Annotated in this window: 14 protein-coding genes; all 14 read right to left on the bottom strand. The window is 38.2% G+C overall.

Features of this window, described 5'->3' with window-relative positions:
• Window positions 1-2 precede the first annotated feature (2 nt).
• The 14 genes from fliH to ftsZ all read right to left on the bottom strand — a co-directional run bounded on the left by fliH (window position 3) and on the right by ftsZ (window position 14,134).
• Window positions 3-929, bottom strand: coding sequence for a flagellar assembly protein FliH (gene fliH / locus E4N80_RS06775; RefSeq protein ID WP_253698408.1), 927 nt, complete (start codon window positions 927-929; stop codon window positions 3-5).
• Between the two features lie 20 nt (window positions 930-949).
• Window positions 950-1,999, bottom strand: coding sequence for a flagellar motor switch protein FliG (gene fliG / locus E4N80_RS06780; protein WP_002668469.1), 1,050 nt, complete (start codon window positions 1,997-1,999; stop codon window positions 950-952).
• Window position 2,000: 1 nt separating this feature from the next.
• Entirely contained in the window at window positions 2,001-3,704 is a 1,704-nt protein-coding gene (gene fliF, locus E4N80_RS06785; protein ID WP_253698409.1) for a flagellar basal-body MS-ring/collar protein FliF, read from the bottom strand.
• Between the two features lie 63 nt (window positions 3,705-3,767).
• Window positions 3,768-4,133, bottom strand: coding sequence for a flagellar hook-basal body complex protein FliE (fliE, locus tag E4N80_RS06790; RefSeq protein ID WP_002668464.1), 366 nt, complete (start codon window positions 4,131-4,133; stop codon window positions 3,768-3,770).
• Between the two features lie 34 nt (window positions 4,134-4,167).
• The gene (gene flgC / locus E4N80_RS06795; RefSeq protein ID WP_002671661.1) at window positions 4,168-4,623 is read right to left on the bottom strand and encodes a flagellar basal body rod protein FlgC; all 456 of its coding nucleotides are present in this window, start codon (window positions 4,621-4,623) and stop codon (window positions 4,168-4,170) included.
• 23 nt (window positions 4,624-4,646) lie between these two features.
• Entirely contained in the window at window positions 4,647-5,066 is a 420-nt protein-coding gene (gene flgB, locus E4N80_RS06800) for a flagellar basal body rod protein FlgB (protein ID WP_002668460.1), read from the bottom strand.
• 51 nt (window positions 5,067-5,117) lie between these two features.
• Window positions 5,118-6,572 carry an ATP-dependent protease ATPase subunit HslU gene (gene hslU, locus E4N80_RS06805; RefSeq protein WP_253698410.1) on the bottom strand — a complete coding sequence of 485 codons (1,455 nt, stop codon included), beginning with the start codon at window positions 6,570-6,572 and terminating at the stop codon, window positions 5,118-5,120.
• Entirely contained in the window at window positions 6,572-7,108 is a 537-nt protein-coding gene (gene hslV, locus E4N80_RS06810) for an ATP-dependent protease subunit HslV (RefSeq protein ID WP_253689854.1), read from the bottom strand. Before hslV ends, hslU begins: the two co-directional genes overlap by 1 nt.
• 66 nt (window positions 7,109-7,174) lie before the next feature.
• Complete coding sequence (locus E4N80_RS06815) at window positions 7,175-8,092, bottom strand: tyrosine recombinase XerC (protein ID WP_253698411.1); 918 nt, start codon at window positions 8,090-8,092, stop codon at window positions 7,175-7,177.
• Window positions 8,085-10,250 (bottom strand): type I DNA topoisomerase, encoded by a 2,166-nt coding sequence (topA, locus tag E4N80_RS06820; protein WP_253698412.1) that lies wholly within the window; start codon window positions 10,248-10,250, stop codon window positions 8,085-8,087. Before topA ends, E4N80_RS06815 begins: the two co-directional genes overlap by 8 nt.
• 18 nt (window positions 10,251-10,268) lie before the next feature.
• Entirely contained in the window at window positions 10,269-11,201 is a 933-nt protein-coding gene (dprA, locus tag E4N80_RS06825) for a DNA-processing protein DprA (protein WP_253698413.1), read from the bottom strand.
• 3 nt (window positions 11,202-11,204) lie between these two features.
• Window positions 11,205-11,927 (bottom strand): tetratricopeptide repeat protein, encoded by a 723-nt coding sequence (locus tag E4N80_RS06830; RefSeq protein WP_253698414.1) that lies wholly within the window; start codon window positions 11,925-11,927, stop codon window positions 11,205-11,207.
• A complete protein-coding gene (locus tag E4N80_RS06835) occupies window positions 11,924-12,838 on the bottom strand; it encodes a site-specific tyrosine recombinase (protein WP_253701050.1) in 915 nt (304 codons plus the stop codon). The genes E4N80_RS06830 and E4N80_RS06835 overlap by 4 nt, the downstream gene beginning before the upstream one ends.
• 12 nt (window positions 12,839-12,850) lie before the next feature.
• On the bottom strand, window positions 12,851-14,134 hold the full coding sequence (ftsZ, locus tag E4N80_RS06840; protein ID WP_253698415.1) for a cell division protein FtsZ: 1,284 nt from the start codon (window positions 14,132-14,134) through the stop codon (window positions 12,851-12,853).
• Window positions 14,135-14,137 lie beyond the last annotated feature (3 nt).

Consider the following 14,137-nt stretch of genomic DNA (forward strand, 5'->3'; position numbering starts at 1 on the left):
CCTTAAATATTTCCGGTTTTTATCTTTGTCTTAATGGGAGATATTTCCAAAATCTTTTGTTCAAGTTCGTTAAGCTGACTTGCTATGCGTGCATCTACTGCTCCGAAATCGGTTTCAATGATACATCCGCCTTGATCAACAGTAGAATCTTCAACTACCGTAATATTTTTAATATTTTCTGCAGCAGATATAAAGTTTTGGATGTGCTCTGTAGTCATCTTAACATCAGCAAGATTAACACGGATGACCACATCACCCCTACCCTTTACTTTACGCAAAGCATGAACAACGTTGGACACTACAACATTTCTCTGATTTTCGGAAATAACTTTAACAACCTTTCTTGTCATCAAAAGAACAAGATCCACTATTTGCTGCTCGGTTTCCGAAAGAATTTCTTGGCGTCTATCCATCGTCTTATTTATTATTGTATGAAGACGATCGGTTAAGCGTTGTACTTCAAGATTTCCTTCTTTAAAACCTTCTTCACGGCCGCGGTTAAAACCTTCTTTATAAGCATCACGGTTTACGGAATCTTTGTTTTTTTCGGAATCGGCTATTATATCTCTGGCTTTTTGCTCGGCTTCGGCTATAATATCCTCGGCATCTTTTTTTGCATTTTGAGCAATAACTTGAGCTTCATCTGTTTGCCTTCTTACCTCATCAAAAGCTGCATTTTGAGCATCTTCAATAATTTTATCGGCTTCAGCTTTAGCATCGGAAAGCATTTTTTCTTTTTGCTCTTCCCATTCGAGTTTAAAATCGTCAGCTTCTTTTTTTAAATCTTCAACAGTAGGACCTTCATAAACCGGAACTTCTTCTTCAATAATTTCTTCAGGTTCTTCTTGAAAAGTTTTATTGAGTTGTAAAAATACTACATCGCTATTGTTTTTATTTACCTCAAAGCCTCTAAAAATAGTCTTAGCCATAAGCAATTCTCCGTTTTATTTTATACCAATTCATCCTCTTCGGATCTGGCGATAACAATTTCACCCTTATCCTCCAAGTGTCTGATAATCGAAACAATTTTCTGCTGAGCTTCTTCAACATCTTTAACACGTATCGGTCCCATGTATTCCATTTCATCGCGGAGCATAGCACCTGCACGTTTAGACATATTCCTAAATATCTTATCTTGAACCTCAGCATCAACCTGTTTAAGAGCCTTAGCCATTTCATCGTTATTAACTTCGCGCAGAACCTTACTGATGGATCTATCGTCAAGCATAACAATGTCTTCAAATACGAACATCTTCTTCTTGATTTCTTCTGCCAAGTCGGGATCTTCGTCTTCAAGAGATTCGATAATGGATTTTTCAGAAGATCGGTCAACAAGGTTAAGAATCTCAACGATGCTGTCGACACCGCCCGCTGCAGTATAATCTTCACTTGAAACAGTAGACAGTTTCTTTTCCAAAACGCGTTCAACTTCACGAAGAACATCGGGGGAAGTTGTATCCATGGTTGCGACACGTCTTGCTACATCACTTTGAATTTCATCGGGAAGATTTTGCAAAATTACCGATGCCTTTTGCGGCTCAAGGTAGGCAAGGATCAAAGCTATTGTCTGCGGATGCTCTTGTTGAATGAAGTTCAATAAGTGCGCAGGATCCGTTCTTCGAATAAAATCAAATGGACGAACTTGCAAAGAACTTGTAAGCCTGTTTATTATTTCGATAGCTTTTTGACTGCCGAAAGTTTTTTCCAGAACATCCCTTGCATAATCTATACCGCCTGTTGTTATAAAGTTTTGAGCAGTCATTAAATCCTGAAACTCTTGGAGAACGGCATCTTTTAATTCCGCTTCTACCGTTTCGGTTCTTGCAATCTCAAAAACTATTTTTTCAACTTCATCTTCACGAAGTCTTTCCATTATTTTAGCGGAGATTTCACCTCCGAGAGATACTAAAAATATAGCAGCCTTTTGTCTTCCGGTAAGAGAATTAATATCCTTACCTTTTTTTGAACTGCCTCTTTCTTTTGCAGGTGCTACAGCCATATTATTCCTCCATGAGCCAAGTTCTAATTAAGAGAGCAACATCTTCAGGATGTTCCCTAGCCATATTAATAGCATTTTCTTGAAGCTCCTGACGTCTTCGCTCTTCAACCGTCATTGAAACATCGGCATCAGCCATTTGCTGATCATACAACATTCTTTCACGCTCCAACTGTGCCTGACGCAGAAGTTCTTCTTCGCGGAGTCTTTTTCTTCTTTCAATCTCACGGCTTATAATTCTATACAATATAAAGAAGAGCAATATTAATGCGATTCCCGCCAGTGAAAGTAAGAAGATGGTTTGTCTTTGCAGAGCCTTAAAATATTCTTTATCTTCCAATTCAAATTGAGATGTTCTATCAACCTTAACATTTACGACACTTACGGAATCTTTTCGAGTTGCATCAAATCCTATGGCATCTTTAATTATTTTTTCGGCCTGTTTTATTTCTTCAGCTGAAAGAGGTTTATATTCTCTTTCGATCATACCGTTTTTAATAATATATTTTCCGTTTACGTCTTTTTTCTTTTCCCAAACACCATCGATGTTTACAGATACGGTTCTTCTTCCCATTTTTGGAAGAAAGACTTCCTTTATCTGGCTTGAACTTACAAGATGGTTTTCCTTTGTGATTGTCTGAGTCGAGCGTCCCACTAAATTTCTTGTATCCTGGTAAGAAGGAGGAGTTTGTCCCTCGGTTCCCACAGGCCCTTGGGGATTTATTCCGCTTCCTTCCCAGATAGTGGTTGCATTTTCCGAACTTACCGTAACCGATTGAACTACTTGAGAATCATCATAAGAAGTCTCGGGATTATCTTCTTTGATAACTGTAGGGCGTATTTCGGTTGTATCGGCAGAGCGTTCAGACATATCCATATCAATCTTAACGTTTATATCTCTAACTCTGTCTTCACCGTATATTTTTTGTAAAGGAGTTAATATATTTTCCCCGTATTGCCTTTCAAGTTTAGCAATAAATTTTTGCTGCTTTTCAATTAGAGTTAAACGGTCGGCATCTTTCATACCTTCAAAATCATTTAAGGTAATACCGGAAGCATCGCTTATAGTAATATCTTCATTTTTTAATCCGGGAACCGCAAGCCTAAGCATCTTTTGAATACCTTCTATTTTCTTTCGATTGGTCGAAATATCGCTTCCGGGTGCAGGATAAATAACTACGGTCGCAGTTGCAGGAAGTTGTTCCGATTCAAATAAAGCTTTTTCGGGTATTCGGACGACAACATTGGCATCATCAATATCGTCCAATGCTTTTAAGTGTCGCTTGACTTCCTCTGTAATTGCACGGCGTACATCAATCTCGCGCTCAAAATCTGTACGAGAATAACGCTCAACATCAAAGAATGCCCAAGGACTTGTATTCTTAGGTATTAAATCTTCACGCAGCAAGATAGCCCTCATCCTTCTGGCAGTTGCTTCATCGGCAACCGAGATTATCCCATCAGAAGAGATTTCAGTTTTTACATTTTCTTCATTAATGCGTAAGATAATTCTATCCCGCAGATCAACATCGGTTATCGCCATGTCTATCACTGGTACCGATGTCGGTTTTGAAGACCATCTACCGAGAACGACAACCAACACCAGCGCAAGTACAATTACCCCGATGATGATTCCTTTTTGGAGCTTTGTCCATTTTCCCCAAAGCGTCCCAAACTTTGTTTTTAGATTGTTAAACTTTTCGTTCATGTTTCCCCCCATGTACTGAACGAGCTTTGCAAGACTTTAAGTTAAAAGTCTTGCAGCCTATTTTTATCTCGTTGTAGTAATATCATTCCAAGTTTTTACTAAACGGTCGATTATGGTTTGCGCTAATTTAAGCGACAAACTTGCTTCGGCCATTCCCATCGTTATATCATGAACATCGACCGATTCGGGATCGACAATCATTTGTTCTCCCAATTTGTCCATGTTTGTTTGCTTTGCATTCATGCTGTCGAATGCTTTTAAAATTGTCTGCTCAAAACTTGCAGCTTCTTTATTTGCAGCAAGCTCAATCATGTCGGTATTTGAAACCATTTTGGCTCTAAAATTATCGGTAACAACAGCATTAATTTTCGGAACATCCAAAAGTCCCGGTACCGAATTTACATTTGCAACATTTACAGCGTTTATCATTTTTTCCTCCCACTAAAATAATCTATCGTTCATTTTATCTTGCAATATCCAAGGCTCTTTGGAACATATCCTTTGCACCGTTTACAACGGCAAGGTTTGCCTCATAAGCCCTTGAAGCCGAAATTAAATCTACCATTTCAGTAACTATGTTTACATTCGGATACTCTACATATCCTTCCTTAGGGCCGTACTTTAAGGCCTTAGGATGTGTCGGATCATAAACCCAACGGGTATCGGAAGTATCTTTTTCTATCGAAAGAACCTTAACGCCCTCACCTACTCCTCTTTCTACATTTTGAGGAGTAAAAGGAGTTTGCCAGTCGATACCGCTTTTCTTTTGGCCGACTATTACACGGCTTCTTTTAAAAGGGCCTCCTTCTTGGGTTTCCAAGCTTGAAGCGTTTGCAATATTGTTTGATATTACATCGGTTCTAAGACGCTCTACACCCATTCCCGTAGCTGCAATATTTATACTCGTAAACAATCCCATATTTTTTCCTCCGATTCCTTATTCTACTTTAAAACCGATTGTACCTGATTGTACTGAAAACCTGCCATCATACTTAAAAGTTGATACTGCATTTGAATCTTCAATACCTTCATAGCTTCATCTTCAGGGTTTACATTATTTCCGTTTGCTTTTTCGGCAGTCAAATAATCCAAAACACGCACAGGCTCAACCGTTTTATAATCTATAGGCTCATTTGATTTTATGTGCAAGGGATGAGTTGTTGCAAGCTGAAAAGCCCCTTTTGCATTTTTTTCAGAATCAAAGGCTCTTTTTAACTCCGATTCAAAATTTACCTCAGTCCTCTTAAAATTAGGAACATCAGAATTCGCAAGGTTATTTGATGTAACGGTATAGCGTAAAGAGTTTACATCCAAGGCTCTGTGCAGTATATCCGTTGTTCTTAAAAAACTATTAAAACCCATAATTCACTCCTAAGGATATTTTCGGCAAATTTTAAATACCCCTTAACCATATTATAGAATATATCGGGATAAATCCTGATCCTGTACTATATCTTTTAACCTTTCATCCACATAGGCTACATCGATTTTTACCGTTTCGCCTCCCATTTCGCTTGCATTAAACGAAATATCTTCTAAAAGCATTTCCATAATCGTATGGAGCCTTCTTGCCCCAATGTTTTCGTTTTTGCTGTTTACATCGGCAGCCAAAAAACTCATCCTATCAATGGCTTCATCTAAAAATTCTATTTTTACACCTTCGGTTTCCAAAAGCTCTGCATACTGTTTGGTCAAAGCATTTTTAGGTTCAAGAAGAATGCGTTTAAAATCTTCTGCATGCAAGGCTTCGAGCTCTACGCGCAAGGGAAAGCGTCCTTGAAATTCAGGGATTAAATCGCTCGGCTTTGATACGCTGAAAGCTCCCGCTGCTATAAAAAGAATGTGACGGGTATCGACGACGCCGTACTTAGTGGAAACCTTAGAGCCTTCAACTATGGGAAGGATATCGCGCTGAACACCCTCTCTTGAAACATCGGGCCCGCCTCCTCGATCCGAACGGGAAGCCACCTTATCGATTTCATCAATAAATATAATTCCCATCTGCTCGACCCTTTGCTTTGCCTCATCCGTTACCTTATCGTGATCTACCATTCGGTCAAGCTGTTCGGCCATTATAATTTCGCGGGCTTCTTTTACACTTACATTTTTGCGTTTCGATTTTGCTCCGCCCATAAGCATACTGGAAATATTCGACATTGCAGATTCAATATCTTCCATATTTGAACCGCCTGCAAAAAATTCGAATGTGGGCGTTCCCATGGAGGGAGAAATAGTAACCTCAACCATCTTATCTTCAAGTTTATTTTCGCGGAGCATTACGCGGAATTTTTCCCTCGTACCGCTCATATCGTTTTCATTTTGAGCCTTATGCTCTTCCGCAAGAGCCGTAGCACTCACACTCGGAAGAGTTACCGGTGTTCCGGCAGAGGCTTGAGAAACATCTTGCGGTTGAGCGGCAGCTGCAGTTTTCTTTTTATTTGAGCCGGGCAAAAGCAAATCCAATAAAGATTCTTCGGTATTTTTTTCTGCTTGCTCTTTTAGTTTTTCCTGCATTTCACTTTTCACCATTGTGTAGCCCACAGCCATTAAATCCCTGATCATAGATTCTACATCACGGCCTACATAGCCCACTTCAGTATACTTTGTAGCCTCTACTTTTAAAAATGGAGCGCCCGACAACTTTGCAAGCCGTCTTGCAATTTCGGTTTTACCTACACCCGTAGGACCTATCATCAAAATATTTTTAGGAGCTATTTCATCTCTGATTTCTTCGGGAAGTTTGAGCCGGCGCATTCTGTTACGAAGAGCAATAGCAACAGCCCTCTTCGCTTTGTTTTGTCCTATGATATATTTATCCAATTCTGCAACCGTTTGTTTAGGCGTCAAATCTTTTAATTCTTCATTCATTATATTTCCTCCGTAACTATCTTTCCGTTTGTGTAAATACATATTTTTCCTGCAATCTGTAAACTCTTTTCTGCAATTTCATGGGCGGAAAGGTTTGTGTTTTGCATCAAAGCCAAAGCCGAAGCATAAGCATAATTGCCTCCTGAGCCTATTGCAAGCACATCTTCTTCCGGCTCTATAACATCTCCGTTTCCTGAAATTAAAAGAGTAGTCTTTGAGTCGGCTACAAGTAAGAGGGCCTGTAAATTTTTAAGCATCTTATCGGTGCGCCAATCTTTTGCAAGCTCTACCGCAGCTCTGGTAAGATCTCCTGAAAATTCTTTTACCCTGATTTCAAATTTTTCCAAAAGAGTAAAGGCATCGGCCGTTGCTCCGGCAAAGCCCGTTATAATTTTTCCGTCATAAATTTTTCTTACCTTTCGGGCATTTCCTTTCATAACTGTTTCACCCATGGTTACCTGCCCGTCTCCGGCCATAACAATTTTTCCGTCTTTCCTTACGGCAATCACCGTAGTGCTTCTTATTTTTTGACTCATCTAAAACTCCTATTCCGATAAACAGTGAGGCTGAATTTCTGCCGAACTGTTTATCATAACTCCTATTTATGAATGAGGATGAGCAGCCTTGTATAAATTTTGAAGCTGCTCAGCCGTAATATGCGTATATCTTTGCGTGGTCGAAACGCTTTCGTGACCAAGCAATTCCTGTACAACCCTTATATCCGCACCGCGTGTAATTAATGTCGATGCAAAACTATGTCTAAAAGCGTGGGGTGAAAGATGTTTTAATTCGGGAGATAACTCAACATATCTGTTTATTATATACCGAATTCCCCTGCTTGTTAAGGGTTGAGCCTTTTGGTTTATAAAAAGAGCATCTCTAATTTTTCCCTTATCGTCTTTTTGAACTTGGCCTTTAAACTTTTCAACCAAGTCTGCTCTTTCTTTTAAATACTCCCTCAAATACTCTTTTGCAAATTCCGCAAAAAACACCTTTCTTTCTTTTTTGCCTTTTCCGAAAACGATGGCATAAGAAAGAGTTTTATCCAAATCTTTTATATCGAGTCCGGCTAATTCCGAAACACGGCAGCCTGTGGAATAAAGAGAAGCAAATAAGGCAGCATCCCTTGTTTCCCAAAGAATATCGGCATTTGAAGGCAGCTTACAAAACTCTTGTGCCTGTTTTGGAAACATAAACACAGGAAGTTTTTGAGCAAGTTTTAAATTCCTTACAGAGGATATAGGACTTATTTTTGTCAAATTGAACCTTAAAGCATATTTATAAAAACCTCTTAAGGTAGACATCATTCTGTTAATTGAAGCCGGAGCAATTTTTTTATCTGCAAGTTCTGCAATAAAAATCCTGATGTCCGAAGCCTTTAACTCAAAAACATTTAAGTCAAGTTCTTTTAACCATTCTTCAAAAATAATCAAATCGTTTTTATAAGAATCTATTGTTGCTTTTGTAAATTGCCTTACTCCCGCACTGTAAGTGAGGTAGTTTTCAAATACTTCATTCATTGTTTCTGTCTACCTCCACATCTTCTACACCTTCAACTACACTGTGTAAATAATCGCAATTAGGATTAATACAAGCCTTATAGTTTCCGTTTTTCTTATCATACTTTTCTACCATGAACCAGCCGCATTTCGGGCAAGAAGCATTTATAGGTTTAAAGTGTGAAATAAAATCACATTCGGGAAAATGAGTACATCCGTAAAATTCTTTTCCTCTCTTTTTGGATTTACGTGCGATTATATCTCCTCCGCAGCCTTCACGCGGACATTTTGCCAAAGGAATCGATTTTGTATTTTTACATTCAGGGAAAGCACTGCAAGCCAAAAATACCCCGAAGCGGCCAAGTTTTTTTACCATTTTGTTTCCGCATTTTTCGCAGACTATATCCGTAACTTCATCCAAAGACCCCTTAATGCTTTCTACATTTTCCAAAGCGGTATCTACTTTTTCTTTAAATGAGCCGTAAAAACTTTCCATCAGCTTAGGCCATTCTACCTTATTTTCCGCGACCTCGTCCAAGCGGTTTTCCATTCCGGCAGTAAAGTTCACATCTATTATTTCGGAAAAATTTTTTACTAAAAGGCTGTTTATAATTCTTCCCAGCTGGGTCGGAACAAGCTGTTTATTAGATCTTGTTACATAATAACGGTCGAGCAAAACGGAAATAATAGGCGCATAGGTTGAAGGCCTTCCGATACCTTTTTCTTCAAGCATCTTTACGATACTTGCATCCGTATAACGGGCAGGGCCTTGAGTAAAATGCTGCTCCGGTCTTAAATCTTCAATACTGATTTCATCTCCTACCTTCATAGGAGGAAGAGAAGTTCCTTTTTCATCTTTTGAAATCAAGGTTTTTGTAACCGTGTAAAAACCTTTTTCTGTTATCTTTGTAGAAGCTGCACGGAAAACTGCATCCCCTACTTTTATTTCATAACTAGATGTTTTTGTTTTTGCATTTTTCATTTGACTTGAAACAAAACGTTCCCAAATCAAAGAATAAAGTCTTAACTGATCACGGGTTAAGAATTCTTTTAAATAAGAAGGAGTATACTCAATGTATGTAGGACGAATTGCTTCGTGTGCATCCTGTGCTTTTTTTCCTGCTGCGTATACATTCGGCCCATCAGGTAATTCTTTAGGATGATTTTCATTAATCCATTTACGGACAGCATCTATTGCCGTATCGGAAATTCTTACCGAATCGGTACGCATATAGGTAATCAAACCGACTCTGCCGGAACCTACAGCGACACCTTCATAAAGCTGCTGGGCTACCTGCATCGTCTTTTTTGATGTAAAGCCTATCCTGTTTGCCGCTACCTGTTGTAATGTAGAAGTAGTAAACGGAGGGCGAGGCTTAATACTTTTCTCCGTTGTTTTAATATCCGAAACCGAAGCCGGCAAAGAGCTTAATTCTTTTATAATAGCATCAACCTCTTTTTGATTTTTTAATTCAGGCTTATTATCCTTGTATTTTACAAGTTGAGCTTCAAAAGAAGTTTTATTGTATTTAAAATCGCCGTCAAGAGTCCAGTACTCATCAGGAATAAAATTTTCAACTTCTTCTTCCCGTTCACAAATTAAACGCAATGCAACTGATTGAACTCGGCCTGCCGACAATCCGTTTTTTACTTTTTGCCAAAGAAGAGGAGATAGGTTATAACCGACCAGTCTATCCAAAACTCTTCTGGATTTTTGAGCATTAACTTTTCCCATATCTATATCCATAGGATTTTTTACAGCTTCTTGAATTGCATTAGGAGTAATTTCGTTAAAAACTATTCTTTTTATCGGAGAAGAACATTCAGGAAGCAAGGCTTCGTGTAAATGAAAGGCGATGGCCTCCCCTTCTCTATCATTATCACTTGCAAGAAATACGCCTGAAGATTTTTTTGCTTCTTTTTTTAATTCTTTTAAAATTTTAGCACGTCCCCGAACCGTTATATATTCGGGAGTAAAATTATGTTCTATATCAATTGCCAATCTGGATTTAGGCAAATCTATCAGATGTCCCATCGAAGCTCTTACGATATAATCGCTTCCTAAATATTTTTCAATCGTCTTAGCCTTTGCAGGTGACTCGACTATAACCAAGCAATGCTGTTTTGTTTTTTTTGCAGTACGTTTAGTTTTTTTTGTTTCATTCATCGTGTTTTCCATAAATCAATACCTCATAATCTATAAATTAGTAAACAGCATATTTTGCTGATTGTTTTTTAAATTATTTTCCGTAGGATATTTCCAGTCATGTAAAATATCATCTATGGATTTTATAGCAAATGCACCTTGTTCGTAAAGGGCTTTACCGCCCTCATTCTGTAAAGAATTAAGAAGAAGATTGCATACATAAACATCCCTGCCCTGCTCCAAGGCAAAATCAGCAGTAATAAGGGCTCCCGATTTTTTTGGAGCTTCTACAATTAAAACGGAACGAGAAAGTCCCGAAATAATTCTATTTCGTTCAGGGAAGCGGTAGGATAACGGTTCTGTTCCCGGAGCATATTCACTTAAAATACAGCCTCCCGATTCCAAAATATTTGCAGCAAGCTTTTTATTTGAACGGGGATAAATCATTTCAGGCCCGCAGGCCAATACGGCCAAGGTTTTACCTTCACCTTCAAGACAGCCCTTATGAGAAAAACAATCTATACCGAAAGCCAATCCCGACACGACAGGAATATTTTTTTCGGCACATTCTTTTCCCAAATTCAAAGCTTGTTCAATTCCGTCCCCTGTAGGCCGCCTTGTTCCTACCATTGCAAGCATAGGCTGTTCACTTGACGGGAGTATTCCGCGATAAAAGACGGTAAATGGATGATCGGGAATCTCCCTAAGCTGCGGAGGAAAATCCGAATCATAAAAATAAAGCATTTTTATATCGTATGAGCTCATAAGTTTTATACTTGAATCCGTAAGGGATTTAAGTAAATCTTTATCCCATTTTTTGGGTCTTACCTGCCGGCCGATAATTTCCGAAATATCCTTTATAGAAAGCGATACAAAAGAAGATAAGGAATCAAGCTTTTCCGACAGAACAAGCTTTTCCCTTCCTTTGAGAAAATAGCAATGAGATAATCCTATATACAAACTTTCTTTTTCGGATATCTTCACTTTTTATCTTCCTCCCGAACCCCTAATATCCCTAATATTACTTTCAGCTTGTGCTTTTTTTTCTGCACTGCTTGAAATTTCGATAATGCGCTCATAAACGGCAATAGCTTTTTCATTTTCACCCGTCATATAATAAGCGGCCCCAAGTAAAAATAAATGATCTATAGGTTTCTTTTCCCATTCGGTAATTTTTTCTAAAATAGGAATTGCTTCAGCAGGACGATTTAATTCGAATATGTACAATACCGATAGGGCATAAACAGCCTTTGCATGTTTAGGATCTATTTCAAGTGCACGCGTATAAGCGGAAACGGCAAGAGCAAAATATCTTTTTTTCTCGATGTCGGTTCCTGTCAATTCAAAATCTAAAGAATTTTTTGCCGTTAAACTTGCAGCAAGGCCTGCTTGATAAAATAAATTCGGATTTTCAGGATAATATTCCAATGCAGATTGAAAAGCTTTTAATGCTTTCTTATACATCTTTTGATCCATATACCTTGAGCCGAGTATTTTATACCAAATACCTATCCTTTCTTCTGCAATAATTATATCGTCAACTCTTTTTTCATATTTTCTTATAGCATCTTTTAATTCGGCCTCTGTATTCGGATTGCTGACTCCTTCTTCCAATTCTTGAAGTCTTCGAATACTTGTAACCTTGTTACAGCTTCCCAATATAAGAATTAACAACAAAGTAATTATTACAAAACAAAATCTTTTTTTCATTTTATACCTCGTTCTAACTTTTTAGTATCAAAAAATTTATTATGATACATTTGCAAAGACTTATCCTCGATATGTGTATAAACTTGAGTTGTAGAAATATCGGAATGCCCTAAAAGACATTGCACGGATCTCAAATCCGCTCCTCCGGCAAGTAAATGCGTAGCATAAGAATGTCTTAAAGTATGAACCTTTGTTTCAATACCGGAAAAATTTGAAAGCTCATTTATTCTTTTCCAAATTCCCTTTCTGGTTAAAACAGCTCCTCTATTATTTAAAAATACGGAACCTGAAGTCAATGTATTTTCAGGATGTTTAGGTTTTAATAGTTCGGTACGGGCTTCAAGTATATATTGTTTTAACCAATACTTTGCAGCACTTCCAAAAGGAACAATCCGCTCTTTATTGCCTTTCCCCGTAACCTTAATTAAATCTTCATCATAGAAAATATCTTCCATTTTTAAATTAACAATCTCGCTGACTCTAAGACCTGCCGAATAAATAAGCTCAAACAAAGCCCTGTCTCTTATATTATTAGGAGAATCCAAAGGAATTGCAGCAAAAAGGCTGTCAACTTCATCCGGAGATAAAACTCTGGGCAAGGTCTTTTCCCTTTTAGGTCTTTCAATACTCTCACTCGGATTATCTTTTCTAACTCCTTCGATAATTAAAAATCTAAAAAAGGAATTAAGAGCTGCAATATCCTTGGCTATGGTTTTAGCCATAATTCCTGATTCGGATCTATGCAAAATAAAATCAATACAGTCGGCTTCCGTTGCATTTTCAATTAAACTATCTGACTTATGCTCTTGAAATAATTGCAAGGTATTAATATAGGTTTGAGCTGTTGCTTTGGAATGAGATTCTGCTGAAATTAAAAATCCGTAAAAAGCCCGAAGCTGTATCTTTGTCAGTTTATTTTCCTCCTATCTTAAAACATTTTGATTTCTGTAATATGCAGGAGTATCCAAATCACTTTCCATAGGCGGAACTATAGAGCTAAAAGAAGGTTTCCTTTCTGCAACATAACTCTCTTCATAATGTTTTTCAGAAGAAGTCTCGCTCCTATTTCTTAATCCAAGCCCGGAAAGAGTAGGAGGTGTTGTTTTATTAACCTTAGTCCACTCTCTTGAGGTCATAAAAGAATCATCTGTAAATACCAAATTTTCTGCGTTCTCACGAACAGGCTTTCTGTTAGACGCTGCATCATCAATAGGAAACTTATCGTTTGATCTAAAACCTGTTGCAATAAGTGTAACAACAACTTTGTTTTCTACGGAAGGATCTATGGTTGCACCGAAAAAAGTAGCCACATCAGGATCTGCTCCGGCATTAATAATATTCATGATTTCCGAAAGTTCATGCATGGTTAATTTTTCGCTTCCGCAAATATTTACCAAAAGATTTTTAGCCCCTTCAACTCTGGCTTCTTCAAGTAAAGGATTGTTAAGTGCATTTGTTGCAGCATCAACGGCTCTATTTTGTCCTTCGCCTATACCTACGCCCATATGAGCATTACCCTGAGCTTTCATTACGGCTTTAACATCGGCTAAATCAACATTGATTTCTCCATGTTGATAAATTAAATCCGATATACCTTGAACAGCTTGACGTAAAACATCATCAGCCTTTTTAAAAGCTTCCACAACAGGCGTCGAAGGATCTACCATATTCAACAAGTGCTGATTCGGAATAGTAATCACAGTGTCTACGGATTCTCGTAATTTCTTTATCCCTTCTTCTGCAAGACTCATTCTTTTACGGCCTTCAAATGCAAACGGCTTTGTAACTACTGCAACAGTTAATATCCCCTGCTCCTTAGCAATTTCGGCAATAATCGGAGCCGAACCGGTACCGGTACCTCCGCCCATGCCTGCCGTTATAAAAAGCATATCTGCATCTTTTATTGCATTTGCAATTACCTCGCGATCTTCGATAGCAGCCTGCTCTCCTATTTCAGGATCCCCTCCTGAACCCAAACCTTTGGTAATCTTTGTTCCTATAGGTAATTTTAAAGGAGCATTTGAATGACGCAACGCCTGTAAATCGGTATTTGCAACTATAAAGTCAACATACCTCATACTGCTGGACATCATTCTGTTTACAGCATTTGAACCGCCTCCTCCGGCGCCTATAACTTTTATTATAGCCGGAGTACCTGCATCGACAACTTCATCATTTACCTTGTCTTCCATTACTTCATATAACATACC

Source organism: Treponema denticola, from assembly GCF_024181605.1.
Taxonomy (GTDB): Bacteria; Spirochaetota; Spirochaetia; order Treponematales; family Treponemataceae; genus Treponema_B; species Treponema_B denticola_B.

Excerpts from the sequence above, each read along its gene's own strand:
- fliG (WP_002668469.1), bottom strand. The coding sequence starts at position 1,999 with ATGGCTGTAGCACCTGCAAAAGAAAGAGGCAGTTCAAAAAAAGGTAAG.
- fliE (WP_002668464.1), bottom strand. The coding sequence starts at position 4,133 with ATGATAAACGCTGTAAATGTTGCAAATGTAAATTCGGTACCGGGACTT.
- topA (WP_253698412.1), bottom strand. The coding sequence starts at position 10,250 with ATGGAAAACACGATGAATGAAACAAAAAAAACTAAACGTACTGCAAAA.
- hslU (WP_253698410.1), bottom strand. The coding sequence starts at position 6,572 with ATGAATGAAGAATTAAAAGATTTGACGCCTAAACAAACGGTTGCAGAA.
- fliH (WP_253698408.1), bottom strand. The coding sequence starts at position 929 with ATGGCTAAGACTATTTTTAGAGGCTTTGAGGTAAATAAAAACAATAGC.
- E4N80_RS06830 (WP_253698414.1), bottom strand. The coding sequence starts at position 11,927 with ATGAAAAAAAGATTTTGTTTTGTAATAATTACTTTGTTGTTAATTCTT.
- E4N80_RS06815 (WP_253698411.1), bottom strand. The coding sequence starts at position 8,092 with ATGAATGAAGTATTTGAAAACTACCTCACTTACAGTGCGGGAGTAAGG.
- fliF (WP_253698409.1), bottom strand. The coding sequence starts at position 3,704 with ATGAACGAAAAGTTTAACAATCTAAAAACAAAGTTTGGGACGCTTTGG.
- ftsZ (WP_253698415.1), bottom strand. The coding sequence starts at position 14,134 with ATGTTATATGAAGTAATGGAAGACAAGGTAAATGATGAAGTTGTCGAT.
- flgC (WP_002671661.1), bottom strand. The coding sequence starts at position 4,623 with ATGGGATTGTTTACGAGTATAAATATTGCAGCTACGGGAATGGGTGTA.
- flgB (WP_002668460.1), bottom strand. The coding sequence starts at position 5,066 with ATGGGTTTTAATAGTTTTTTAAGAACAACGGATATACTGCACAGAGCC.
- hslV (WP_253689854.1), bottom strand. The coding sequence starts at position 7,108 with ATGAGTCAAAAAATAAGAAGCACTACGGTGATTGCCGTAAGGAAAGAC.